The sequence below is a fragment of the Herbidospora galbida genome, assembly GCF_005233835.1.
Classification (GTDB): Bacteria; Actinomycetota; Actinomycetes; order Streptosporangiales; family Streptosporangiaceae; genus Herbidospora; species Herbidospora galbida.
Genome location: NZ_SZQA01000001.1, coordinates 451,953 through 476,834 on the forward strand (window position 1 = coordinate 451,953; position 24,882 = coordinate 476,834).

General features: G+C 72.7%; 24 protein-coding genes. 10 read left to right on the forward strand and 14 right to left on the reverse strand.

What is annotated here, in order from left to right:
* Positions 1–9 precede the first annotated feature (9 nt).
* From FDA94_RS02180 to FDA94_RS02205, 6 genes are all read left to right on the forward strand, one after another.
* Positions 10–1,401, forward strand: coding sequence for a family 4 glycosyl hydrolase (locus FDA94_RS02180; RefSeq protein ID WP_137245293.1), 1,392 nt, complete (start codon positions 10–12; stop codon positions 1,399–1,401).
* Positions 1,402–1,531: 130 nt separating this feature from the next.
* The gene (locus tag FDA94_RS02185; RefSeq protein WP_137245294.1) at positions 1,532–2,338 is read left to right on the forward strand and encodes a fumarylacetoacetate hydrolase family protein; all 807 of its coding nucleotides are present in this window, start codon (positions 1,532–1,534) and stop codon (positions 2,336–2,338) included.
* The gene (locus FDA94_RS02190; protein WP_137245295.1) at positions 2,335–3,285 is read left to right on the forward strand and encodes an amidohydrolase family protein; all 951 of its coding nucleotides are present in this window, start codon (positions 2,335–2,337) and stop codon (positions 3,283–3,285) included. Before FDA94_RS02185 ends, FDA94_RS02190 begins: the two co-directional genes overlap by 4 nt.
* Positions 3,282–4,922 (forward strand): dihydroxy-acid dehydratase, encoded by a 1,641-nt coding sequence (ilvD, locus tag FDA94_RS02195; protein ID WP_137245296.1) that lies wholly within the window; start codon positions 3,282–3,284, stop codon positions 4,920–4,922. The genes FDA94_RS02190 and ilvD overlap by 4 nt, the downstream gene beginning before the upstream one ends.
* A 141-nt stretch (positions 4,923–5,063) precedes the next feature.
* Complete coding sequence (locus tag FDA94_RS02200; RefSeq protein WP_212735126.1) at positions 5,064–5,420, forward strand: GNAT family N-acetyltransferase; 357 nt, start codon at positions 5,064–5,066, stop codon at positions 5,418–5,420.
* A 160-nt stretch (positions 5,421–5,580) separates the two neighbouring features.
* Complete coding sequence (locus FDA94_RS02205) at positions 5,581–6,435, forward strand: hypothetical protein (protein ID WP_137245297.1); 855 nt, start codon at positions 5,581–5,583, stop codon at positions 6,433–6,435.
* A 102-nt stretch (positions 6,436–6,537) separates the two neighbouring features.
* On the opposite strand, the gene FDA94_RS02210 is transcribed toward FDA94_RS02205, so the two are convergent.
* Positions 6,538–6,903, reverse strand: a complete 366-nt coding sequence (locus FDA94_RS02210; protein WP_137245298.1) for a winged helix-turn-helix transcriptional regulator — start codon at positions 6,901–6,903, stop codon at positions 6,538–6,540.
* Positions 6,904–7,060: 157 nt separating this feature from the next.
* Between FDA94_RS02210 and FDA94_RS02215 the strand changes: the two genes are divergently transcribed.
* Positions 7,061–8,008: an NADP-dependent oxidoreductase gene (locus FDA94_RS02215; RefSeq protein ID WP_137245299.1), complete on the forward strand. Its 948-nt coding sequence runs from the start codon at positions 7,061–7,063 to the stop codon at positions 8,006–8,008.
* Between the two features lie 28 nt (positions 8,009–8,036).
* Complete coding sequence (locus FDA94_RS02220; protein WP_137245300.1) at positions 8,037–8,801, forward strand: SDR family NAD(P)-dependent oxidoreductase; 765 nt, start codon at positions 8,037–8,039, stop codon at positions 8,799–8,801.
* A 52-nt stretch (positions 8,802–8,853) separates the two neighbouring features.
* On the opposite strand, the gene FDA94_RS02225 is transcribed toward FDA94_RS02220, so the two are convergent.
* From FDA94_RS02225 to FDA94_RS02250, 6 genes are read right to left on the reverse strand one after another with little or no spacing between them, the layout of a single operon-like run.
* Positions 8,854–9,696, reverse strand: coding sequence for an SMP-30/gluconolactonase/LRE family protein (locus tag FDA94_RS02225; RefSeq protein WP_137245301.1), 843 nt, complete (start codon positions 9,694–9,696; stop codon positions 8,854–8,856).
* Positions 9,697–9,704: 8 nt separating this feature from the next.
* Complete coding sequence (locus FDA94_RS02230; protein ID WP_137245302.1) at positions 9,705–10,637, reverse strand: sugar kinase; 933 nt, start codon at positions 10,635–10,637, stop codon at positions 9,705–9,707.
* Positions 10,634–11,251 (reverse strand): bifunctional 4-hydroxy-2-oxoglutarate aldolase/2-dehydro-3-deoxy-phosphogluconate aldolase, encoded by a 618-nt coding sequence (locus FDA94_RS02235; protein WP_137245303.1) that lies wholly within the window; start codon positions 11,249–11,251, stop codon positions 10,634–10,636. The genes FDA94_RS02230 and FDA94_RS02235 overlap by 4 nt, the downstream gene beginning before the upstream one ends.
* Positions 11,252–11,253: 2 nt before the next feature.
* Positions 11,254–12,069, reverse strand: coding sequence for a hypothetical protein (locus FDA94_RS02240; protein WP_137245304.1), 816 nt, complete (start codon positions 12,067–12,069; stop codon positions 11,254–11,256).
* The gene (dgoD, locus tag FDA94_RS02245; RefSeq protein ID WP_137245305.1) at positions 12,063–13,208 is read right to left on the reverse strand and encodes a galactonate dehydratase; all 1,146 of its coding nucleotides are present in this window, start codon (positions 13,206–13,208) and stop codon (positions 12,063–12,065) included. The genes FDA94_RS02240 and dgoD overlap by 7 nt, the downstream gene beginning before the upstream one ends.
* Positions 13,205–13,933 carry an SDR family NAD(P)-dependent oxidoreductase gene (locus tag FDA94_RS02250; protein ID WP_137245306.1) on the reverse strand — a complete coding sequence of 243 codons (729 nt, stop codon included), beginning with the start codon at positions 13,931–13,933 and terminating at the stop codon, positions 13,205–13,207. The genes dgoD and FDA94_RS02250 overlap by 4 nt, the downstream gene beginning before the upstream one ends.
* Positions 13,934–14,013: 80 nt before the next feature.
* On the opposite strand from FDA94_RS02250, the gene FDA94_RS02255 reads away from it, so the two are divergent.
* Entirely contained in the window at positions 14,014–14,877 is an 864-nt protein-coding gene (locus tag FDA94_RS02255) for an AraC family transcriptional regulator (RefSeq protein WP_137245307.1), read from the forward strand.
* Here FDA94_RS02255 and FDA94_RS40980 read toward each other — a convergent pair.
* From FDA94_RS40980 to FDA94_RS02285, 6 genes are all read right to left on the reverse strand, one after another.
* On the reverse strand, positions 14,874–16,955 hold the full coding sequence (locus FDA94_RS40980) for an alpha-galactosidase (protein WP_137245308.1): 2,082 nt from the start codon (positions 16,953–16,955) through the stop codon (positions 14,874–14,876). The genes FDA94_RS02255 and FDA94_RS40980 overlap by 4 nt on opposite strands.
* 5 nt (positions 16,956–16,960) lie before the next feature.
* Entirely contained in the window at positions 16,961–17,779 is an 819-nt protein-coding gene (locus FDA94_RS02265) for a carbohydrate ABC transporter permease (protein WP_137245309.1), read from the reverse strand.
* Positions 17,772–18,668, reverse strand: a complete 897-nt coding sequence (locus FDA94_RS02270; RefSeq protein WP_137245310.1) for a carbohydrate ABC transporter permease — start codon at positions 18,666–18,668, stop codon at positions 17,772–17,774. The genes FDA94_RS02265 and FDA94_RS02270 overlap by 8 nt, the downstream gene beginning before the upstream one ends.
* Positions 18,665–19,921, reverse strand: coding sequence for an ABC transporter substrate-binding protein (locus tag FDA94_RS02275; RefSeq protein WP_212735128.1), 1,257 nt, complete (start codon positions 19,919–19,921; stop codon positions 18,665–18,667). The genes FDA94_RS02270 and FDA94_RS02275 overlap by 4 nt, the downstream gene beginning before the upstream one ends.
* An 11-nt stretch (positions 19,922–19,932) precedes the next feature.
* Positions 19,933–22,356 carry an NPCBM/NEW2 domain-containing protein gene (locus FDA94_RS02280; protein ID WP_170990743.1) on the reverse strand — a complete coding sequence of 808 codons (2,424 nt, stop codon included), beginning with the start codon at positions 22,354–22,356 and terminating at the stop codon, positions 19,933–19,935.
* A 172-nt stretch (positions 22,357–22,528) separates the two neighbouring features.
* Positions 22,529–23,131 carry a hypothetical protein gene (locus FDA94_RS02285; RefSeq protein WP_137245313.1) on the reverse strand — a complete coding sequence of 201 codons (603 nt, stop codon included), beginning with the start codon at positions 23,129–23,131 and terminating at the stop codon, positions 22,529–22,531.
* 40 nt (positions 23,132–23,171) lie between these two features.
* Here FDA94_RS02285 and FDA94_RS02290 point away from each other — a divergent pair, with 40 nt between their 5' ends.
* Positions 23,172–23,867, forward strand: a complete 696-nt coding sequence (locus tag FDA94_RS02290) for a MerR family transcriptional regulator (protein ID WP_137245314.1) — start codon at positions 23,172–23,174, stop codon at positions 23,865–23,867.
* On the opposite strand, the gene FDA94_RS02295 is transcribed toward FDA94_RS02290, so the two are convergent.
* Positions 23,853–24,869: a PucR family transcriptional regulator gene (locus FDA94_RS02295; protein WP_137245315.1), complete on the reverse strand. Its 1,017-nt coding sequence runs from the start codon at positions 24,867–24,869 to the stop codon at positions 23,853–23,855. The two genes, FDA94_RS02290 and FDA94_RS02295, sit on opposite strands and share 15 nt — an antisense overlap.
* Positions 24,870–24,882: the final 13 nt, after the last annotated feature.

Below are 24,882 nucleotides of genomic sequence, written 5' to 3' on the forward strand. Positions count from 1 at the left end.
AGGAGCACCATGACCACGTTGCCCGCGAATCGCATGCCGACTTCTGCGATCCGCAAACTGGTCCTCATAGGAGCGGGCTCGGCCGTCTTCACCAGGGGCCTGCTGGCGGACCTGATCTCGGCCGACGACCTCGGGGCGTGGGAGATCCGCCTCGTGGACGTCAACGAGGAGGCGCTCGGCGTGGCCACCCGGCTGGCCGAGCTGATGGTCGAGGCCAGGAACGCGGGCGACCGCATCACGGTCCGTTCCGCCACGGACCGCCGCGAGATGCTGCCGGGGGCCGACTACGTCGTGACCTGCGTCGGCGTCGGCGGCCGCCCCGCCTGGCAGGCCGACCACGACGTCTGCATCCGGCACGGGATCTACCAGCCGGTCGGCGACTCGGTGATGCCCGGCGGCATCTCCCGCCTGCTGCGCACCGTCCCGGTCATGGTCGAGGTCGCCCATGACGTCAAGGCGCTCGCGCCGGACGCGTTCTTCTTCAACTACAGCAACCCGATGACCGCCAACGTGTACGCGATGACCCGCTACGCCGGCGTCGAGGTCGTCGGCCTGTGCCACGGCATGCACCACGTGCAGCGCGAACTGGCCGCCTTCGCCGGTCTCCCCTTCGAGGAGACCTCCACCCTGTACGCCGGCATCAACCATTTGACCTTCATCTACGACTTCCGCCACAACGGCGCCGACGCCTGGCCGGGCGTGCGCGAGAAGGTCGCCCGCGAACTGGCCGTCGCGCCCGAGCCGCAGGACATCGGCTCCATCTGGGAGAACGGCAAGGCCTGGCACAACCCGTTCTCCTGGGAGATCTTCCAGCGGTACGGCGCCTACCCGGCCGCCAACGACCGCCACGTGCTGGAGTTCTTCCCCGAGCGCTGGGCCGGCGGCTCCTACTACGGCAAGACCCTCGGCGTGGACGCCTTCTCCGTGCCGGAGATCCTGGAGTGGGGCGAGAACCGCTACCAGGGCATGCGCGCCCAGGCGCTCGGCGAGGCCCCGCTCGACGAGACCGTCTTCGACCGCTCGACGGGCGAGCAGGAGCAGCTCATCGCCATCATCCGCTCGATCGAGCTGGACCGGCGCCAGATGTTCTCGGTCAACGTCCCCAACCGGGGCGCGGTGCCGGGCCTGCCCGACGACGCGGCGCTGGAGATCCCCGGCGTGGCCACCGCGCGCGGCCTGCGCCCGGTGTCCGTCCCCGACCTGTCGGCTCCGCTGACCGCGATCCTGGCCCGCCGCCTGACCTCGGTCTACCTGGCCGTCGAGGCGGCCATGACCGGCTCCCGCGACCTCGCGGTGGAGGCGATGATCGCCGACGGCGCGGTGACCGACCCCGACGCCGCCGCCGCGCTCACGGACGCCCTGATCGCCGAGCAGAAGCGTTTCCTGCCGGCCTTCGCCTGAGCACGTCGCCTGAGCAATTACCGCACCCGTCTCGCCGGCATCCGAGCGCTTGGGTTGCCGTCGTTTCGGCACCCCCAGCTCTTCATTCGCCCGTTTTATCCCGAAATTTCGGGATTGGAGTTCTGTCTTTATGCGCATCGCCCGCTACCGCACGTCCGACGGCCGGATCTTCGCCGGGCTCGTCGAAGGGGACGCCGTCGCCCCCGTGGCCGAGGAGTCCACGGCCTACATGGCCGACGCCGTCCGTGACCTGATCGCCTCCGGTGAAAACATCGCCGCGAACGGACCGGCGGTCCCGCTGGCCGACGTGGAGCTGCTCAGCCCGCTGGCCCACCCGGAGAAGATCATCTGCATCGGCCTCAACTACGCCGACCACATCCGGGAGACCGGCCTGGACACCCCGTCCAAGGTGCTGGCCTTCGTGAAGACCGCCCACACCCTGACCGGCCCCCACTCCGACGTCGTGGTCCCTGCCGGAAGCACGGAACAGCTCGACTGGGAGGCCGAGCTCGCCGTGGTCATCGGGCCCGACGGCGTGTTCGGCTACACCGTCGCCGACGACGTCTCGGCCCGCGACGCCCAGTTCGCCGACGGGCAGTGGTTCCGGGGCAAGAACTTCGACGGGTTCTGCCCACTCGGCCCGTGGATCGTCACCGCCGACGAGATCGCCGACCCGCACGACCTGGCCATCTCGGCCAGGGTCAACGGGGAGGTCGTCCAGGACGGCCGTACCAGCGAGATGATCTTCCAGATCCCGCAGATCATCGCCTACCTGTCGACGTACATGACCCTGAACCCCGGCGACGTCATCGCCACCGGCACCCCGCACGGCGTCGGCATGGGCCGCACCCCGCAGCTCTGGCTGCAGGACGGGGACGTGGTCGAGTGCGAGGTCGAGGGCGTCGGCCTGCTGCGGAACACGGTGCGGATCAAATGATCATCGACTTCCACTGCCACTTCCCCGGCGCCGAGCCCACCCAGGACCGCCTCGACGCCGAGTACGAGCACGTCTGCGGCCCCGCCAAGCTGGAGGTGCTGCGCGCCAACTCCGCCCGGTACGCCGAACGCGTCCGCAGGGCGCGCAGCCTGCCGCCCACCGCGCCCGAGACGCGCACCGCCGAAGACCTCGCGACCGCCTGGCGGGCGGAGGCCGACGACTTCGGCCTGGAGCGGGTGGTCTTCATGTCCGGCGGCGGCAACGACCGCCTGGCCTCGGTCGTCGCGGCCCACCCCGACCGGTTCACCGGCTTCGCCAACCACCAGCCCTGCTCCCCCGGTGCCGCCGCCGAACTGCGCCGGGCCGTGGAGATCGGGCTGCGCGGCTACAAGGTCATCGCGCCCTGGGTGACCGTGCCGCTGGCCGACCGGTCGCTGTGGCCGGTGTGGGAGGTCGTCGAGGAGCACGCGCTGCCCGTCGTGCTCCACTTCGGCCCGGTCAACGGCGGCGGCGGGCTCGGCTGGGCCCCCAACATGGACCCGCTGGCCCTGCACGACGTCGCCAAGGCCTTCCCCACCGTCAACTTCGTGGTCGCCCACTTCGGCTGCGGCTACCCGGCCGAGCTGCTGCGCCTGGGCTGGTCGAACGCCAACGTCCACGTCGACAGCTCCAGCAACCACGAGTGGACCCGCTGGGTCCCCTACGACCTCGACCAGAAGGCCCTGTTCCGGAAGTTCCACGAGACCTTCGGCCCCGAGCGCGTCCTGTTCGGCACCGACTCGTGCGACTTCCCGTGGGGATACATCAGGAAGTACGCAGAAGAGCAGGTCAGGATCGTCGACGAACTCAACCTGTCGCCTCGCGACCGCGAACTGATCTTCGCGGGCAACGCCGCGCGGCTGCTGGGCCTCGACCTGCCCGTCGCCACCACCAGGGAGACCGCATGAGCATCGCGACCGACCCCGACCGCGCCCCGGCGCGCTCCCACCTGTACGCGATGGGCTGGACCGACGAGGACATGCGCCGCCCGAAGGTCGGCATCGCCTCGACGTGGACCGGCACCATGCCGTGCAACCTCACCCACCGCGAGCTGGCCGCCCACGTCGCCGACGGGGTGCGCCGGGCGGGCGGCACCCCGATGGAGTTCAACACCATCGCCGTCTCCGACAACCTCACGATGGGCACCCCCGGCATGCGAGCCTCGCTGGTCAGCCGCGAGGTCATCGCCGACTCCATCGAGCTGATGGGCCGCGCCCACCAGTTCGACGCGATCGTGGCGATCGTCGGCTGCGACAAGACCGCGCCCGCCGCGATCATGGCCCTGAGCCGCCTCGACGTGCCGTCGGTGATCCTCTACAGCGGCAGCATGATGCCCGGCCGCTGGCGCGACCGCGACGTGACGATCCAGGACATGTGGGAGGCGCTCGGCGAGCGCAGCGTCGGCAAGCTCACCCAGGACGACGTCGACGACCTGGCCCGGCACGCCTGCCCGGGGGCCGGGACCTGCGCCGCCCAGTACACCGCCAACACGATGGGCGCCATCTGCGACTTCCTGGGCCTGTCGCCCTTCGGGGTGAGCGACATCCCGGCCGTGGCCCCCTCGAAGAACGAGGCGGCCGTGCGGATCGGCGAGGTCGTCATGGACGCCCTGGCCCGCGACGCCCGCCCGTCCCGGGTGATCACCGAGGCGTCGCTGCACAACGCGATCGTCTCGGTCGCCGCGATGGGCGGCTCCACCAACTCGGTCCTGCACCTGCTGGCCATCGCCCGCGAGGCCGGGATCGCGCTGGAGATCGACGACATCGACCGCATCTGCCACCAGATCCCGATCGTCGCCGGCGTGAAGCCGGCCGGCCCGCACAGCGCCGCCGACCTGTGGCGCGCGGGCGGCACGTCGCTGGTCGTCCGCCGCCTGCTGGACGCGGGCCTGCTCCGCGAGGACGTCACCCTGGTCGACGGCCGCACCCTCGCCGAGGTGGCCGAGTCGGCCCAGGAGGCGCCGGGCCAGCAGGTCGTGAAGACCGTGGCCGACCCGGTGAAGGGCCCCGGCGCGCTGGCCGTCCTGCGCGGCTCGCTGGCCCCCGACGGCTGCGTGCTCAAGCTCGGCGGCAAGCCCGACTTCGTGTTCACCGGCCCGGCCCGCGTCTTCGACGGCGAGGAGGCCTGCTTCGCCGCCATCCAGGAACGCCGCATCGTCGACGGCGAGGTGGTCATCGTCCGGTACGAGGGCCCGGCCGGCGGCCCGGGGATGCGCGAGATGCTCTCGATCACGGGCGCGCTGGTCGGCCAGGGCCTGAACGTGGCTTTGGTGACCGACGGCCGGTTCTCCGGCGTCTCCCACGGCCTGGTCATCGGGCACGTGGCCCCGGAGGCCTACCGGGGAGGCCCGCTGGCCCTCGTCCAGGACGGCGACACGGTGGTGATCGACTCGGCCGCCCGGGTGCTGGACCTGCGCGTGGACGCGGCCGAACTGGAGGCCCGCGCCACGGCGTGGGTCCGCCCGGACCGGCCGGTCGAGCGGGGGGTGTTCGCGAAGTACGTCGCGACGGTCGGCTCGGCCTCCGACGGGGCGGTCACAATCTGACCGCAGGCCCGTCCTCAGCGGGCCGGGAGATCACCGCCTCCGACGTCGAAAGCTTGGTGAGCGTGTTCCGCTCCGCGTCACGGCAGCCCCGCTTGGAGTACGGGCAACCGGAGAACCGGGCCGTTCGGCGACGCGTCCGAGGTGAGCGACGCCGACGTCGACCGCCTCGAAACGCTGCGGCAGCGGGGCGGCGACGGGGCGGCTTCGAGATGGCGGCGTTCGCCTCGGACGGCACCTGTGCCGGTGCGGGTCAGGCAGTCCCACCCGGCGGCGGGGGTGAGCGAGATCGCGGGCATCGCGGTGCGGGCGCCCTACCGGCGTCGCGGTCTCGGCGGGGCCATCACGGCCGCGCTCAGCCGGCTGATCTTCGAGTCGGGCGCCGACCTGGCCTGGCTCGAAGCGTCGGGTGACGACTCGTCGCGGGTCTACGAGCGGATCGGCTTCCGCGCGGCGGGCCGGGTCGACGCAGTCGCCACCGTGGTAGCCGGCGTCAGGTGACTTCGAGGCCAGGCCCGCGCGTTCACCCGGTCCTGGAGAACCATGCGTCAACAGGTAAAAGGGCGCGGTGCCCGAAGCCGCCGAGCAGCACAGTGCGGGAATGGGGACGCCTTCTCCGACAAGCGGGGAACCGGTCTCGTCCCCTGCCCAGGAGGGTTCAGTGAACATCCCCGCGATACGCACCCGGGCGGCGGCCGTGCCGCTCATCGTCGCACTGGTCACCGGCTTCGTGACGACGTCCACCTCCGCGTCGGCGGACGTCCCCGGACGAGTGGTGGTCAGCGACACCAGCGACAGCAATTCCAACGACAAGGGCGCCGAGATCAGTTGCCCCGACGCCAAGCGCGTGATCGGCACCGGCGCTGAGATCATCGGAGACGTGGCCGGAGGCGTCGGCGGTGACGTCGTCATCGACGAGGTGATCCCGACCGGCACGAGCGTCAGCGCTTACGGTGTCGAAACCCTGTCTGGAACGAGTTCCCCGTGGAGGATCCGGGTGTGGGCCGTGTGCGGGTATCCGCACGGGGCCACCACGGTCCGCTACGCGACCACCAGCTCGCATCCCAATCCGAAGGACGTGGAACTCGACTGCCGGGACGGCGAATGGCTGCTCGGCTCCGGCTACCAGATGGAGGGTGCGCGCGGCAACGTGAGCGTCACCGACCTGATCCCCACACTCGACTCCGTCTCGGTTCACACCACGGAGAACCACCGAGGCTACGACGGCAACTACTACCTCCGGGCTTTCGCGATCTGCGCCGAGGAACGACCTGTGGGTCTCCAGGTCGTCCAGGACGAGACCGACGAGAACTCGAGCAACAAGGGCACGCTCGTGTCCTGTCCCGAAGGAAAGCAGGCGCTCGGCGCCGGATTCTCCATTCCCGGCGCGGCCGGTGAAACCGCTCTCACCGAGTTCGTCCCCACCACCCGCGCCGTCACCGCCACCGCGAACGAACTGAGCTCCACCAGCAGGGAGTGGAGCGTCATCGCGTATGCGACTTGCGCGACCGAATGAGACCGGGGGCGCCCTTCCGAGCGGGGGTGCCCCACGGCTTCGACCCGCTCGAAGGTCGCGACCGTCGGCTCGGCCTCCGACGGGGCGGTCGCGATCTGACCCTCAGCGGGCGTCGAAGCCCGATCTCGACTCCAGGATGCCGGTGGCGTTGTCCTCCGCCCAGCCGGCCAGCGCCCGCACCACCTTGAGCAGGCTCATCCCGCGCGGGGTCAGCGCGTAGTCGACGCGCGGGGGCTTGGTGTCGTAGACGGTCCTGGTGACCAGGCCGTCTCGCTCCAGCCCCTGCAGCGTCGCGCTGAGCATGCGCTTGGTGATGGGCCTGCTCATCCGGCTGAGCTCGTTGAACCTGCGGGTGGTGTCGTCGAGCTGGCAGATGACCACCACCGACCACTTGTCGCCGATCCGTTCGAGCACGTCGCGGATCAGGGCGAGGCGCCCCTCCTCACACAGCTCGGCCGGTTGCGACATGAGCACAGTATACAGCCGATACCAGGTTCCTTCCCAGACGGTTCCCCCGGCGATACCTGGTCATGACGAAGTGCCTTCTTGCGGCCTGGCCGCACTCGGGTGGAAGGTATCAACGTCAGACCTGGTATACATCAAGAACCATTCGGGAGCTGGGACGATGCAAGTAATCGGGGTCCACGAGTTCGGAGGACCCGAAGCGCTCCGTGTTCTCGACCTGCCCGCCCCCCACGCCGGCCCCGGTGAGGTCCGGGTGCGGGTGCACGCCGCGGCGGTCAACCCGGCCGACACGCTGCTGCGCTCCGGCGCCAGCGCCTGGGCGTTCGCCGACGTGCCGGGCCCGTACGTACCCGGCCTGGACATCGCCGGGGTGGTCGACGAGATCGGCCCGGGAACCGCGACCGGGCTGTCGATCGGCCAATCGGTGATGGCGATGGTGACGCCGCAGGGCGGCTACGCCGATTACGCGGTCCTGCCGGCCGGGTGGGTCGTCCCGGCGCCGGCCGACACCGATCACGCGGCCGCCGCGACGCTCCCGATGAACGGGCTCACCGCCCTCCTGGCGCTCGACCTGCTGGCGCTCACCCCCGGATCGGTGCTCGCCGTGGTCGGCGCCGCCGGGACCCTCGGCGGTTACCTCGTCGAGCTGGCCGCCCACGCGGGCCTGACCGTGGTCGCCGACGCCGCGCCCGCCGACGAGTCGCTGGTCCGCGGCCTGGGCGCGGCCGAGATCGTGGCCAGGGGGCCCGGCGTCGCCGAACGCATCCGGGCCCGCCGTCCCGGCGGCGTGGACGCCGTCGCCGACACCGCACTGGTCGGGCCGAGCCTGCTCGACGCCGTCCGCGACGGCGGCGCGTACGCCCGCTTCCGCACCGGCGACGAGCCTGGCGGCCACGACTTCGGCGAGAACGGCCGGGTCGCGGTGCGCACGGTGTTCGTCCCCGACTACGCGGGACGGACGGACAAGCTGCACCGGATCCGCGAGCTCGTCGAGTCGGGCGTGCTCACGCCGCGCGTCGCGGCGACCATCCCCGCCGCCGAGGCGGCCACCGCCCACCGGCGGCTCGAAGCCGGCGGCGTGCGCGGCCGGCTCGTACTCACCTTCTGATCACCACCTATCCGACACAGGAGTCACCGTGTCCACACGTCTCACCGGCAAAGTCATCCTGATCACCGGCGCCACCTCCGGCATGGGCCGCGCCACCGCCGAACGGCTCGCCGCCGAGGGCGCGAAGGTCGTCTTGGCCGCACGCGGCAAAGAGGCCGGCGACACCCTGGCGGCCGCCATCCGCGCCTCCGGAGGCGAGGCCACCTTCATCCCCGCCGACGTGACAGTGGAAAGCGAGACGGCCGAGCTGGTCAGGCAGGCGGTGAGCCGGTACGGCCGCCTCGACGGCGCGTTCAACAACGTCGGCGCCGCCACCGCGCCCGGCCCCGTGACCGACCTCGACGCCGACGCCTGGCACGCCGAACTGATCCTCAACCTCAGCAGCGTCTTCTACGGCCTCAAGCACCAGATCCCGGCCCTGAAGGCGAGCGGCGGCGGCGCGATCGTGAACAACGCCTCCATCAGCGGCGTCAGCGGCCAGCCGGGCATGGCCGCCTACAGCGCCGCCAAGCACGGAGTCATCGGGCTCACCAAATCGGCCGCACTGGAGACGGCCGCGGCGGGCATCCGGATCAACGCCCTGGTGACAGGCGGCGTCGACACCCCACTGCTGCGGTCGGGCATGGGCCCCACGCCTGAGGAGGCGCTGCGGGCGGCCGGGGCGATGCACCCGATCGGCCGGATCGGCCGGCCGGAGGAGATCGCCGCGTTCACGGCGTTCCTGCTGAGCGACGAGTCCCCCTTCATCACCGGAGCCGCCCTCGCCATCGACGGCGGCATGACGGCCGCCTGACGGGGCCCCACGACGCCGTCTTCCACTTCGACGACGTCGTGGTGCAGTGCGTCTACTGAGCTCGCACGAACGGGGCCGCCGGGCGGCCGGGGGGCATGCCCTCAGCGGCGAAGAGCGCTCCCGCGTGAGGCGGTGCATCGGTCAGGCCCAGGGCCGCGGAGGTGACGAACAGGCGGCCGTCGGTGAGGCAGACGCTCGTGGGCTGGGGCGTCGGCACGTCCACGACCCGGTCGAGCCGTCCGGCCGGGGTGTAGCGGCGTACCTGGGAGCCGCCCCAGACCGCCACCCACAGGTGGTCGTCGGCGTCGACGGTCATGCCGTCGGGGCCGCCCTGGTCGATCGTGGCGAAGACGGCGGGTGCGCCCAGGTCGCCGGTCCCCGGGTCGACGTCGTGCCGGTCGATGCGGCCCTCGGCGCTGTCGGCCAGGTACATCGTGCGGCCGTCGGCGGTGAAGGCGGGGCCGTTCGGGATGGTCAGGCCGGTGCGCACGGGGGTGACCGTCAGGTCGTGGCCGACCCGGTAGAGGACGCCCGCGCCGGGCGTGGAGTCGTAGGGCATCGCGCCCGCCCACATGCGGCCGGCCGGGTCGCAGACCGCGTCGTTCATCCGGGAGGTCGGCGGCGCGGGGCGGTCGAGCCACGTCACCGAGCCGTCCTTCTCGTCGAGCAGGGCGAAGCCCTGCCCTGCGGCGGCCAGCCACTGGCCGGGGCGGTCGCGGACCGGGGCGACGGCCCCGAGCGGCACGTCGAGCCGGAACAGCTCCTCGGCGGGGCCCGGCTCGTCGGGTGAGACGGTGAGCAGCCTGCCCGCGAGGATGTCGACGAAGACCAGGCGGCCGTCGACCCAGCGGGCGCCCTCGCCCAGTTCGCAGTCGATCGCAGACCAGACGTCCATGGCTCTCCTCATCGGATGACGGATCCGGGCAGGCTGTCGAGCAGGCCCAGTTCGGAGCGGGTGGGCAGGCCCTCCCAGTCGCCGGTCGAGGCGACGGCGAACGCGCCGACGGTGACCGCCCGTTCGAGACGGCCGGACAGGTCGAGATCGTCGAGCATCCCCGACAGGTACCCCGCGACGAACGCGTCACCCGCGCCGACCACATCGGCGACCCGCACCCGCCGGGCCGGGACGTCCACGGTCTCTGTCGCGGTGTGGCCGGTCGCGCCGTCGGCGCCGCGTTTGACGACGACCTCGCGCACCCCGGCGTCGAGCAGCGCGGCCACCCGGTCGCGTTCGGTGGTCGCGGCGGCGGGGGCGACGAGGTCGAGTTCGTCGTCGGAGGCGACGACGACGGTCAGCGCGGACGCCAGCGGGCGGAGCGTCGCGGCGGCCGTCGCGCGGTCCCACAGGCGGGCGCGGTGGTTGACGTCCAGGCAGACCGGCACGCCGGAGGCGACGGCGGCGCGGACCGCCTCGGCGGGACCCGGGCCGAGGGCCGGGGTGACGCCGGTGACGTGCAGCAACGCGGGCGCCGGGTCGAGCGCGGGCAGCACGTCGCCGGGTGACAGGAACGACGCGGCCGAGCCCGCCCGGTGGTAGATGACCCGGGTCAGCTCGCCGACCCTGCGCTCGAACAGCACCAGGCCGGTGGGCCCGCGCCGGTCGGCGCGGGCGTGCGTCAGGTCGACGCCCTCGGCCCGCAGGGTGCGCAGCACGAGTTCGCCCGTCTCGTCGTCGCCCACCAGCCCGGCCCAGCGGACACGGTGGCCCAGCCGGGCCAGGCCGATCGCGACGTTGGACTCCGCCCCGGCGACCGACAACCGCATGCCGCCGCCGAGCCTGATCGGGCCGTCGGCCCGCAGGGCGGCCATCGTCTCGCCGAAGGTGAGCACGCTCACAGGATCTCCCTGAACTCGCGGGCCCGCGCCTTCAACGCGTCGAGATCGCCACCCGCCGCCGCGTCCCCCACGAGCGGGGAGCCGACGCCGACCGCGACCGCCCCGGCCGCCAGATACTCGACCGCCTCCGCCGGTCCGACCCCGCCGACCGGGACGAAGGGGAGGTCCGGGAAGGGGTCCCGCAACGCCCGCAGGTGCCGCACCCCGCCGAGCGAGGCGGGGAACAACTTGATCGCGGCCGCCCCGGCGACGCGCGCGGCGACGACCTCGGTCGGCGTGAGCGCCCCCGCGAGCACCGGCAACCCCACGGCGGCCCCCGCCCCGACCGCCTCGCTCACCGCCGGGGTGACCAGGAAGGACGCCCCCGCGTCGGCAGCCCGCCGGGCGTCGTCGGCGGTGACGACGGTGCCCGCGCCGAGATGGGCGTCGGGCCCGAGGGCGGCCCGCGCGTCGCGGATCACCTCCAGCGCCTCTGCGGTGACCAGCGAGACCTCGATCAGCCGCACGCCTTCACCGGCGAGGGTGAGCACCGTGTCCAGCGCCGCCCTGCGATCGGGTCCGCGCACGATCGCCAGCAGGCGGTGCTCGGTCAGGTCGGGGAGAAAACCGGTCATCATCACATCCGTTCCGCGGCGACGACGAGTCGCCAGTTCAGTTCCCCCGAGGCGGGCACTTGCGCGGCGTCGCCCGGACCGGCTTCGGCCACGTCGAAGACCGTGCCCAGCATGGGTTCGACGCCGATGCTCCGGTAGGGCGCGTCCTCGGGGAATCCCCCGAGGTTGCGCCACAACGCGGTGCCCACCGGCACCTCCGGCGGCGCCTCGACGCGCAGGTCGAGCACGTCGGTCTCGTCCTCGACGCGCACCGAGGCGCAGCGCAGCACCGCCCCTGCGGCCGATCCGTCGTCCGGGCCGAGCCGGTCGAGCTCCGCGCCGAACGGGGCCGGCCAGTGTCCGTCCAGAAAGGGCGCGCCGGCCGGCCACGGGACGTCGAGCAACGGTGCGGCCTCGGGGTAGATCCGCACCGGAGTGCCGTCGGGAGCCACCAGCCGGGCCTTCTCGCCCAGGTCCAGCAGGGCGTGCGCCGACCAGACGAAGCGGAAGCCCGGGTCGGCCGACAACCGGTAGGTCGCCACCACCGCCCCGGCCTCCTCGCCGATCACGCGGGTCAGCTCGAACCCGTCGCAGCTCACCGTCGCGCGGGCGGGGGCGCCCGTCCAGGGGCGGCTCCAGGCGTCGCCGTGGTCGGGCAGGCCCCGGACCGTCGGCACGCACTCCTCCAGGCCTCCCACGTCCACGAACGCCGACCCCGGCGAGACCACCGCACGCGCAGGATCAGGGCGGGACCACAGCCATTCCCGGCCGCCGCCGGACAGCGACGTCCACCGGCCGCCCAGCGTGAGGTCGAAGCGGGCCGTCAGCGGGATCACCATTCGGCCACCGCGCCGTCCTCGTGCCGCCAGACCGGGTTGCGCCAGGCGTGGCCGACCGCGTCGACCCGCCTGACCTCGGCCTCGTCGATCTCCACGCCGAGGCCGGGCCTGAGGGGCCGGGCGACGTACCCGTCGGTGAAGCGGAACACCTCGGGGTCGGTGACGTAGTCGAGCAGGTCGGCGCCCTCGTTGTAGTGGATGCCGATGGACTGCTCCTGGATGAGGAAGTTGGGGGTGGCGAAGGCGACCTGGAGGCTCGCGGCCAGGGCGAGCGGGCCGAGCGGGCAATGGGGGGCGAGCCGGGCGTCCCACACCTCGGCGAGCGCGGCGATGCGCCGGGTCTCGGAGATGCCGCCCGCGTGCGACAGGTCGGGCTGCACCACGGCGACCCCGGCCTCCAGCACCGGGCGGAAGTCCCAGCGCGAGTAGAGCCGCTCCCCGACCGCCACGGGGACGCCCGAAGCCGCCACCACGCCCGGTAGCAGATGCGGGCGGTCGGGCAGCACGGGCTCCTCGGCGAACAGCGGGTGGAACTCGGCGATGAGCGGCAGGATCCGGCGGGCGTCGGCCGCGCCGATCCGGCCGTGGAAGTCCACCGCCAGGTCGCGGTCCGGGCCGAGCGCGTCGCGCGCCAGCGCGATGCGGTCGACGACGCCCTTCACGGCGGCGGGGCCGGCGAGCGCGGGCATGCGTCCAGAAGCGTTGATCTTGACGGCGGTGAACCCCGCCTCGACGCGGGCGGCGATGCCGTCGGCGAGTTCGGCGGGCTCGTCGCCGCCGGTCCAGGCGTAGACGCGGGCGCGGTCGCGGACGTGGCCGCCGAGCAGGGCGTGCACGGGGACGCCGTAGGTCTTGCCCGCGATGTCCCACAGCGCCTGGTCGAGGCCGGCCAGGGCGCTGGAGAGCACCGGTCCGCCCCGGTAGAAGCCGCCGGTGGACATGACCTGCCAGTGGTCCTCGACGCGCAGCGGGTCGCGGCCGACCAGATACTCGGCCAGCACGTGGACGGCCGCGCGCACCGCCTCGGCCCGTCCCTCGACGACCGGCTCGCCCCAGCCGACCACGCCGTCGTTGGTCTCCACCCGGCAGAACAACCAGCGCGGCGGGACCAGGAAGGTCTCGATTCTGGTGATCTTCACGCGGAGTCCTTCACAGCGGTCCAGCCGCCGTCGACGACCAGCGTGGTCCCGGTGATGTACGAGCTCTCCGCGCTGGCCAGGAAGGTCACGGCGGCGGCCACCTCGTCGGGGCGGCCGAACCGGGCGGCGACGGTGGAGGCGACGCTGCGCCGGCGGTCCTCCTCGCCGATGCCCTCCCAGGCGGCGGTGAGGATCGGGCCGGGCAGCACGGTGTTGACCCGGACCGCCGGGCCGTACTCGACGGCGAGCTGACGGCCGAGCGAGATCAGGCCGCCCTTGGCGGCGGCGTAGGCCGGGTGGCCGGGCATGCCCACCAGCGCGTGCACCGAGGAGGTGAGCACCACGGCTCCCCCGCTCTCCCGCAGCAGCCCGGCGCACGTGTGGACGGCCAGATAGGCGGCCTTCAGGTTGACCGCGAGCTGGCGGTCCCAATCGGCCTCGGCCAGCTCGTGGGCGGGGGCGCCGACCGAGGTGCTGGCGTTGCTGTGCAGGACGTCCAGGCGGCCGAACTCCGTGCGGGCGAGGTCGGCGACGCGCCGCCAGGTGGCGACGTCGGCCACGTCGCCGGTGATCGTCACGAGCCCCGGCCGGGCGGACTGCCCGGCCATGTCCACCGCGATCACGCGGGCGTCCTCGGCCAGGAAACGTTCCACCACCGCCGCGCCGATGCCCGACGCCGCCCCGGTCACCACGGCGACCTTCTCCGACAACAATCCGCGTCCCATGGCCTTAGTCAACAAGTGTTCCCTTTCAAATTGAATGTCTGTTTCACGTCTGCACCTGGACGATCCGCCATACTGGGCGCATGCCGATCCAGGAGGGGTTCCGCAACCAGCGGCTGACCGTCGTGCCGCGCCGGGTGGTGGCCGAGGCGAGCGCCCGGCCGGTGACCCGCCGGCTCATGGTCACCGACACCGGCTACTACCCCGTCGCCACAGACCACCTGATGAGGAGGCCGAGCGGCATCGAAGAGGCGGTGTTCATCCTCTGCACGGGCGGCCTCGGCTGGGCCACCGTGGGCGGCGTGACCTACCGGATCGGGTCGAACGCGGCCCTCGTCATCCCACGCGGCGTGCCGCACGCCTACGGCGCCTCCACAGAGGCACCCTGGACGATCTGGTGGTGCCACCTACGCGGCACCGACCTGGCCGAGCTGCTGGAGGAGATCGGCGCGGGGCCGTCCCGGCCGGTGGTGTCGATCAGGCGGCTCGACCGGGCGGTGGCCCTGCTCGACGAGATCGTCACGATCATGGAACGCGACCACTCCCCCGCCGCGCTGACCGGCGCGGCCGGGGCCGCCTGGAAGCTGCTCACCCAGATCGTGCTCGACCGGGTGATGCCGGTGCCGGGCGACCCGCTCCAGCGCGCGATGGCCTACCTGGCCGAACGCCTCGACACCACGGTCCGGGTGGCCGAGCTCGCCGCGCTGGTGGGCGTCTCGCCCTCCCACCTGTCGGCGCTGTTCCGCCGGGCCACCGGCGGCGGGGTGCTCGCGCACCACACCGCGCTGCGCATGGCCCAGGCCCGGAACCTGCTCGACACCACCGACGCCACCGTCGCCGACATCGCCCGCGAGGTCGGCTACACCGACCCGTTCTACTTCTCCCGGCACTTCCGCCGCCTGCACGAGACGAGCCCGACCGAATACCGCAACCGCGCGAAGGGCTAGACGGCGACCACGCGGAACAGCACCGACCGGTCGACGTCGAGCGACGGGGCCTCCACCCGCAGCGCCCGGCCGGGCAGGGTGACGCCGGTGTGCTGCCACGGCGGCAGCACACCGCCGGGCACCGAGCCGGGATAGACCGCTTCGACCCGGTAGGTGCGGTCGTCGTCCAGGCCGGGAAAAGCGATGCGGCCCGGCGGCCAGACGGCGGGACGCTCGACCACGCTGAACGCGTAGAGGGCCTCGGAGCGGTCGGCCGCCACCACGCCCTCCAGCCGGAAGGCCGGGTCGGGGAGGTCGGCGTGCACGACGTCGCCCGAGTGCAGCAGCTCGCGGTGCTCCTTGTGGAAGGCCACCCAGCGGGCCAGCGCGGACAGGGTCTCCGCGTCGGCGGTGAGCAGGTTGACCTCGACGCCCAGGTGCCCCCACAGCGCCTTCTCCGCGCGGTAGTCGAGGGGGTGGACGCGGTGGGTGGTGTGCGACTCGGCCGCGCCGATGTGGGTGCCCTGCATCTCCGGCGGGACCAGCAGTCCGGTCCAGCGCTGGATCTCCAGCCGTTCGTGCGGGTCGTTGCAGTCGCTGGGCCAGATCCGGTCGGCGAACTCCAGCACGCCGAGGTCGACCCGCCCGCCGCCGCTGGCGCACGACTCGATCTCCAGCCCGGGATGGGCGGCCTTGAGCCCGGCCATCAGCCGGTAGACCTGCTCGACCTGCCGCCGCACGCCCGGCCGCCGTCCGGCGTCGAGCAGGTAGCGGTTGTGGTCCCACTTGATGTACGCGATCTCCAGCGCCGCCACCAGCCCGCTGATCCGCTCGAACACGTACGCGTACGCCTCGGGGTGCCCGAGGTCGAGCACGTGCTGGTGGCGGGAGGGCAGGCCGGGGCCGTGGCCGGCCTCGAAGACCCAGTCGGGGTGCCGCCGGGCCAGGTCGGAGTCGAGGTTGACCATCTCGGGCTCGAACCAGAGCCCGAAGTCCATGCCGAGCTCGCGCACGCGGGCGGCCAGCGGCCCGAGCCCGTCGGGCCAGACGTCGGGGTCGACCGTCCAGTCGCCCAGCGAGGTGGTGTCGTCGCGGCGGCCGAGGAACCAGCCGTCGTCGAGCACGAACCGTTCCGCGCCCAGTTCCGCGCCGCGTTCGGCGAGCGCGACCAGGGTGTCGAGGTCGTGCCGGAAGTACACGGCCTCCCACGTGTTGAGCACCACGGGCCGGGGCGGCCTCGGGCGAGACCGCAGATGCCGGTGGAACCGCCCGGCCATCTCGTCGAGGCCGTCGCCCCACGATCCGTACTGCCAGCGGCTCTGGAACGACTCCCCCGGGCCGAGGACGACCTCCCCCGGCAGCAGCGCCTCACCGGCCGCCAGGTGGCGGGTGCCCGCCGGGGTCAGCTCGGCGGCGAGCACCTGGTTGCCGCTCCACGCCAGGTGGGTGGCCCACACGAGCCCCCGCCGGAACCCGAAGCCGCGCTCCCCTGCCGCCAGCAGCAGGGTGTGCTCCAGCCCCGGCTTGCCGCCGCGGGAGGCGCGCACCCACTCGCCGGCCTGGAACGGGCGCCGCTGCGGCACCCGCTCCAGCGCCCAGCGCCCGGTCAGGTCGAGGATCTCGGTCGCCTCCGGCGGCACCGGCAGCGCCAGCTCCAGAGAGCCGATCCGGTACGGCTCCGCCGCCTCGTTCACCACCCGGGCCCGCTGCCGCACCAGCCCGCTGCCGGGAAGCACCTCGATCTCGACCTCGATCGCGAGCCCGAACTCGGGGTCACGGGCCGCGGAGCGCAGCACCGATCCGTCGACCGTGTGCCCGGCCTCCCGGAAGTACGGCGCCCATCGCCGCCCGTCGCTGTCGCCGACGATTCCCGGGCGGCCGAGCCAGCCCTCGTGGAGCTGCGGCAGCACCGGGACGGGCTGCGGGTAGGTGACGGCGCTGTCGCCGACGGCCGGCAGCGCGGCCCGCTGGAGGTCGGCCAGCGCGCCGGGCCCGAGGTCGCCGAGGTCGGGACCCCAGTGCAGGACGCGCGGCAGCCGCCCGCCGTCGACGGCGACCACCACACTGGTGCCGCCCGCGCGCAGGTGGATCGGGTTCATGGTTCCTATCCTTTGAGTCCGCTGCTGGCGATGCCGCGGAAGAACTGGCGCTGCAGCAGCAGGAAGACGAGCACGAGCGGGATCGAGCAGACGAGCGCGCCCGCCATCAGCGTCGGGTAGTCGGTGCCGAACTGGCCCTGCAGCCCGGCCAGGCCGACCGGCAGCGGCCGGTTCTCGCCCGAGGGCGAGACGATCAGCGGCCAGAGCAGGTCGTTCCAGGAGTAGAGGCCGGTCAGCACGGTCAGGGCGGCGAGGGTCGGCTTGGCCATCGGGAGCATGACGTACCAGAAGACCTGGAAGGGGTTGGCGCCGTCGAGGCGGGCCGCCTCCTCGAAGTCCTGGGGCATGTTCATGAAGGCCTGGCGCATCAGGAAGGTCCCGAACGCCGAGAACATACCGGGGATCGCGAGGGCCGGCAGGGTGTCGAGCAGGCCGAAGTCGCGGATCAGGCCGTACTGGCCGATCAGGAAGAGCTGGCTCGGCACCATCAGCATCGCCAGGAACAGCCCGAACAGCGCGTTCCTGCCGGGGAACGGCAGGCGCGCGAAGGCGTATCCGGCCAGGGCGGCGACCGCGACCTGGCCCACGACGCGCAGCACCAGCGAACCGGTGGAGACCGCGAACATCGACCAGAACGGCACCGTGGAGAAGAACGTCTCGAACGCGTGGAGGCTGAACTCCTCCGGCAGGATCGCCGGCGGGATCCTGGCCACCTCGGGGGTCGTCTTGAAGACGGTGAGGAGCTGCCAGACGAACGGCACGACCATGATCACGGAGGCGACGATCAGCAGCAGGTGGATCGGCCACGTGCGGCGCTCACCCATAGAACACCCACGATCTCTGGAGCCGGAACTGGAGCGCCGTCGCGATCATGATCACGATCAGCAGCACGATCGCGATCGCCGCGCCGTAGCCCTGCTGGAACTGGACGAACGCCTTCTCGTAGAACAGGTAGACGATCGTCTTGGAGTCGGCCAGCGCGGTGTTGTTCACGCTGCGCAGCATGATGAAGATCAGGTCGAACATCTGGAGCGCGGCGATCACGGTGAGGATCGTCACGAAGAAGATGCTCGGGCTCAGCAGCGGCACGGTGATGTGGACGAACTGCCGCACCCGGCCCGCGCCGTCGAGCGACGACGCCTCGTACACGGCCTTCGGGATCGCCTGCAGGCCCGCGCCGAGGATGATCAGGTTGATGCCCAGGCCCATCCAGATGCCGACGGCGGCGAAGGCGTAGATCGTGAACCGGGGGTCGGCCACCCAGAACTGACCGTCGATCCCGAACCACGACAGCACGTAGTTGAGCAGTCCGAAGTCGCCGTTGTAGATGAAGCGCCAGACCATGCCGACGGCCACCGGCAGCGTCACGACCGGCAGGAAGAACAGCACCCGGTAGACCGAGCGCCCCCGGCTCACCTGCTCGATCAGCGCGGCCAGCACCACCGCCAGCGGGATGCCGAGCAGCACGAGCACGGTGTAGAGCGCCGAGTTGCCGAACGCCTTCCACACCTCGCCGTCGCCGACGAGCTCGACGTAGTTGTCCAGGCCCGTGTACGTGGCGGGCCCGAAGGCCGGGACGTCCTGGAAGCTCTTGACGAACGTCGACAGGAACGGCCAGAGGTAGAGCGCGACCAGGCCGACGGTCGCGGGCGCGATGAACAGCAGCGCCCACCACACGCCCGGCCTGTTCGCGCTCCTCGCTGACGACCTCATTGCTTGGCGAGCACCTGGTCGACGGCGGTCTGGTACTCCTTGGCCGCCTCTTCGACGGGCTTGGCGCCGTCCCAGGCCGGGGCCAGGTACTGCGCCGCCAGGCCCTGCCACTCGGCGGTGTTGCCGGCGACCGGGAGCGGCACGCTGTATTCGACGGCGTCGATGAAGACCTGGAGCTTGAACTCCGGCATCGAGTCGAGCCACGGCTGCTGGGTGCCCTTGTAGGCCGGGAGCACGGTGCCGGTGGCCGCCTGGATCTCCGCCGCCTTGGTGCCGCCGAGGAAGGCCAGGAACTTCTTCAGCTCCTCGGGGTGCTTGCTGCCGGCGTAGCCGGCGTTGCCGATGCCGCTGGTGACGGTGGCGCGCTTGACGCCCTGCGGCAGCGGGGCGACGTCGACCTTGCCCTTCAGGTCGGCGTTCTTGTGGAAGCGCAGCGCCCAGTAGGCGCCGGAGAAGTACATGGCGACCTTCTGGCTCTCGAACATCGACACCGCCTCGGTGTCGGAGAGCTGCTTCAGCGTCGGCGAGGCGCCGGCCTTCTGGAGGTCGGTCCAGAACTTCAGCCCGGCGACGGCCTCGGGGCCGGCGAAGTCGGAGGCGGTGCCGTCCGGCTTGATGATGCTGCCGCCCGCCTGGAGGATCGTGTTGTAGTAGCCGCCCTGCGCGTCGATCGGGGCGGCGATGCCCCACACGCCCTTGGCCGGGTCGGTCAGTTTCTTGGCGGCGTCCTGCACCTGCTGCCAGCCCCACGTGTCGTCGGGGTACTTGACGCCCGCCGCGTCGAACAGCGCCTTGTTGTACCAGATGCCGTTGGTGTCGAAGTCCTTCGGCAGGGCGAAGATCTTGCCCTCGTACGTGTACGAGTCGGACACGGCCTTGGGGTAGGCGGTCATGTCGATCCCGGCGGTCTTCACCGTGTCGGACAGGTCGATCAGCGCGCCGCCCTTGGCGTACTCGCGGAAGTGGTCGGCGAGCATCCAGAAGGCGTCCGGCGCGGTGCCGCCCGCCGCGCCGACCTGGAGGGTCGACCAGTACTCGGGCCAGGGCAGCGTCTGCACCTTGACCGTGATGTTCGGGTTCTCCTTGTGGAACTCGGCCGCGATCTGCTCCATCGCGGGGGCCTGGTCCTCGCTCCAGTTCGCGTACGTGAGGGTGACCTTCCCGTCCGACGGGGCCGCGTCCGATGAACCGCTGGAGCAGGCGGTGAGCAGGGTCGCCGCCGCGGCCAGGACGGCCGTCCAGGTGTGTCTCATGTCGTACCTCTTCATTTGGTGCAGGGGGGTTGGTGAACGTGGACGATGAGGTCGACCCAGTCGACGTGCGCGGACTCCGATCCCGAGGGGCCGCCGCGCAGGAGGAGCGTGCGGACGCCCGAGACGTCCAGGTCGAAGGGGACGACCGGCTGACCGGCGGCGACGTCGGCGGTGAAGATCTCCCTGCCGTCGGCGAGCACGGCGACCACGGCCCGGCCCGCCGACTCGTCGTCGACGCCGACCGCGCCGGTGAGGCGGGCGGCGCGGCCGCCCAGGTGGAAGCGGGCCTCCGATGGAGGGGCGGTGCCGAGGCCCCGGGCGAACTCCCGCCCGGCCACCCGCAGCGGGCCGCCGTCGCGGGGGTTGCCGCCGCCGTTGGACTGGTCGCGCTCGACCGGGCCGTCGGCGTTGACGAAGGCGATCATCGGCAGGTCGGAGAGGGCGTGCTGGCCCTCGGTCAGCGGGCTGATCACGCGGGTGTGCGCGACGACCGGGACGCCGTCGTCGCCGTCGCGCTCGACGGTGACCACGCCGAGCCGCCCGGGAAGCAGGCCGCGTGCGCGGACCAGCCATTCCGTGTCGGTACGCCGCTCGGCGGTCCACCCCGGGGGCGGGCGCAACCGGTCGCCGGGGCCGGTGACGAGCGTGGTGGTGCCGTCGGCGGCCGACTCGGCGATCGCGACGGCCTCCGGCGGGGTCAGCCGGGGCCGGGACCGGGCGCGGAAGAGCTCCGTCCCGGCCGGGGCGACGATCGCGGCGAACCCGCCGTCACGGGCGACCGGGACGTCGAAGCTCCCCGTGGCCTTGGTGTCGGTGAGGTCGTCGCCGACGATCCACACCTGGGCGTCCGGTCCCGCGATGGTGTCGAGGGGCACGTGGATCGTGCGGGCCTCGCCGGTGGCGATGCCGCCGACGAACCAGCGGTCACCGGCCCGGCGGGCGACGACGGCGTGGGTGTCGGGGTCGCCCGCCAGCAGGACGGTCTCGTCCCAGGCGGGGGCCAGCTCCGCGAGGAACCGGGCGGCGGCGGGGCGGGAGGCGTAGGCGTCGACGTGGTCGGCGAAGTGGGTGATCCCGCACTCGAAGACCACCGCGAGGCCCAGCTCGTGGCCGTCGCCGGTGGTCCGGCCGGCCGCCCCGAAGGCCACCGGGGTGGCGTCCATCGCGCCGACGATGTTGCGGGTGAAGGGCTGGATGACGTTGTGGGAGGCGGTGAGCGCCTGGTTCTCGAAGAACACGTAGTATTCCGCGCCCCTGATGGCCTCGTAGCCGATGACCTGGGGGAAGGTGCGGGCCCAGCCGCGCGGGACGACCGAGCCGTGAAAGTTGACCATGAGGCCGAGCCGGGCCGACTCGGTGAGGATCGTGTCGTACCAGCGGTAGCGGTCCTTCGACTCCGACTCCATGAAGTCGACCTTGATCCCGGCCACCCCCCACGACCGCCACAGCGCGAGTCTGCGCAGGTCCTCGGGGCTGTTGAGGTCACGCCAGATGGTCCAGAGGTGGACCTGGACACCCCGCAGGCTCGCGTACGCGACGATCTCCGGGACCCAGGTCTCCTCCCAGCCGCAGTCGATGAGCAGGTGTTCCCAGCCCAGGTCGGCGGCGACGTCCACGAAATGCTGCTGCTTGGCGAGCTGCGCGCCGGAGTAGAAGTCCGACCACCACGACCAGGCCGCCCGGCCCGGCCGCACCCACTCGGCCGCCTCCAGCTCGGGCGCGGCGGCCGGGGCCAGTTCCTCGACGAACAGCGAGGAGACCAGTTCGGCCAGGCTCCCGACGAGGAGGACCCGCCACGGCGTCACGACGCCCCGGGTGACTTCGACGGTCTCGTCGGCGAGGGTGACGCGGAGGGCGCCGTCCCAGCGCAGGTGCGCCCCGGCGAACCGGCCGTCGATGCCCGACTCGGTGATCAGCAGGTGGGCGTCCGCGTCGAGGCGGGTGAGGAACGGCAGGCCGTAGGCGCCTTCGGCCAGATCGGCGGTGTCGACGCCGTAGCGAGGGGTCTCGTACCAGGTCTGGTAGTCGAGCACCCAGTTCCGCGACCCGGCGGGCAGCGGCACGGTGGTGTGGTCGGCGGTGATCTCGGCGACGCCGTCGAGGAGGGGCAGCGCGTAGCGGACGGCGACCCCGTGGGGGCCGGTGCGCACGATCGCCTGCCAGACCACGCCTTCCTCCCGGAAGGTGTGGACGGTCTCCTGGTGCTCGTACTCGTGCGAGCCGGTCGCCTTGCCCGACCGGAGCGTGAACCGGTCGCGGACCACGCGGTGGGTGAGGTTCACCTGCTCCGGGGCCACGCCCAGCCGCAGGCCGCCGAGGGAGAAGCCGAGCGCGACCCCGTCCACGACCGTCGCCGCGCCGCGGCCCACGGTCAGCCGCACCCCCTCGCCGGTGATCCCGATCAGGGCGCGGGTGCCATTCGTCTCGTCGCTCACACCTTCTCCATCGCTGCTTCTCCTCAGACCACGGCCGAGCATAAGTCCAGGTCGGCAGCGGTGTGCCGCCAGAGCCGCCCGTTGGGGCCGACCGCCTCACTAGACATATGAACGTGGGTGAGGAAGAAACTACGGGTGCGCTGAGCGTGGCCGGAATGGTGGAACCGTGCGATCAGATGGACGATCCGACGATCCGGCGGCCGAGCAGGGCGTACCAGATCATGACGGGCAGGTGCAGGGCGTAGCCCGCCTGCTCCAGTGCCGGCGAGGGGCCCGCGAGCCCGGTCGTCCAGGGAAGGGCGACGGCGGCCAGCCCCGACAGGGCCGCGAGCGCGCCCGCCGACCGCAGCCACCGGGGCAGCGGCAGCAGGGCCGCACCGGCGACGGTCGCGGCGGTCCACAGCAGCCCGGCGAGGTTGACCGTCCACTTGGCGGTGAGCAGGACGGGCAGCGCCGCGCCGGGATCGTCGGTGAGCTGGGTGACCGCGAGGTTGCCCGCGTCGTGCAGCAGCCCGGCCAGCCCGGCGGCGGCCAGCAGGCCGCCCGGGAGCCCGGCCAGGGCGAGCCCGGCGGCGGTCAGCGCCAGCCAGCCGAGCAGATCGAGGGCCAGCGAGGCGAGGTGCAGGCCGGTCTGGTCGTGTACGGCGCGGAGCGTGGCGTCGAGATCGGCGGGATTCAGGGTCAACCCCGATGGCGCGGCCACCGCGACTCCGGCGACCATGGCGATGAACGAGGACAGCAGCAGGACTCCGGCGAGCCTGGACAGGTCGGTCATGCCGGGACGGTAGAACCCTGACGCACGGACAAGGTCAAGCATGTGGCGAATCGGGCGGCTGGCCCGCATGGCGGGGGTGTCAGAACGCACCCTGCGCCACTACGACAGAACGGGTCTGCTACGGCCCGCCGCCGTCGACCACCTCACCGGCTACCGCTGGTACGGCGTCGCCGAGCTGTCCCGCCTCGAACGTATCCGCGCCCTGCAACGCCTCGGCCTGCCGCTGCGCGACATCGCCGACCTGCTCGACGCCCCCGAGACCGAGACCCGGCGGGCCGTCGCCGAGACCCTCGAACGCCTCCGCGCCGACCTCGCCGCCCTGACCGCCACGGCCGCCGAGGCGGAGCACTACCTCGCCGAGCCCCTGACGGTCGTCCCCCGGCCCGCGACCGCCGCGGCCCGCCGCCTGAAGGTACGCCGGCTCGACGCGGCCCACCCCTCCGAGCTGGCCGGCCTGTGCCAGGCGACCCTGCTGACCTGGCTCGACGGCCCCTTCGCCGCCGCCGTGGCCGACGAGGGCGGCGAACCGCTCACCCTTCCGGCCCGCCAGGTGGTCAGGGCGGTGGTGCCCACGCCCGAGGGCGTGGTGCGGGCGGGCCACGACCTGTTCACCTGGCTCGACCGTCACGGTTTCAGGGTGGCGGGGCCCGCGCTGGAGGAGCACCTGCTGGACGAATCGGGCGGCCACGCCGTGGTGCTCGACATCCCGGTCGGCGAGCGGTCAGCCGTCGAGTAGCCGCCTGACGGTCAGCGCGATCATGACCCGGGTCCGGCCGCGCGGGTCGGCGAGGTCGATGCCGAGGGCCCGGCCGAGGTGGTCGATCCGCCGGGCGACGCTGCTGTGGTGCAGGTGGAGGAGGTCGGCGGCGCGGCGCAGGGAGCCGGTGGCGCAGTAGGCGTCCAGGGTCCTGAGGTCCTCGGGGTTGCCGGCCAGCCGGTCGAGCGCGGCGACGTCGGCGTCGTCGCGGGCGGTCTCCGGAGGTATCTCGGCCAGCAGCGCCAGCGCGCCGAGGTCGTCGTAGCCGACGACGGGCTCCTCCGGGGTGGTGAAGCGCAGGGCGACGCGGGCGTGCCGCCATGATCGGCCGATGCCGGCGCGCACCCCGGGCGGGAACCGGCCCGGGTCGACGGCGGCGGCCAGGAGCACCCCCACGTCGTGGAGCGGCGCGGCCTTCACGAGCCGGGCCGGGCAGACCAGGTGCGCGACCCGGTCGAGCGGCACCGGCGACCGGACGGCCACGACGCTGATCGGCTGGCCGGGGGCGAACCCCAGCAGCCGGAGGGCCCTCGCGCGGGCCGCCTCGTCGGCGCCGTCGCTGATCACGAGTTCGACGAGGGCGGGATCGGCCATGGTGGTGCGGGCCGGGCCGTACCGCTCCAGGACCGAGGCGGCGGCGATGGCGAGCCGGTCGAGCAGGAGCTCGTCGAGCGGGCCGGCCGGGCCGGGGCGTTCCAGCCACACCGAGCCGATCTCCTCCTCGTCGAGCACGACGGGCGTCTCGGTGGAGGCCGGCGGCGCGGGGTCGGCCGCCCGGCCGCCGTCGGGCGCGAAGCGGATCACCCGCCCGCCGTCGTGGAGCCGGATCCCGGCCACGCACTCGGCCAGGCCCGCCGAGGCGCGGGCGAGCGCCGGGAGGTCCACCCGCCGGCGCATCAGCGTGTCGTAGAACATGACCACCCGGATGGCGCCCTCGGCCCGCGAATCCAGGTGCGACAGCCGTACGGCGAGTGCCTCCATGGCCCGAGGATAG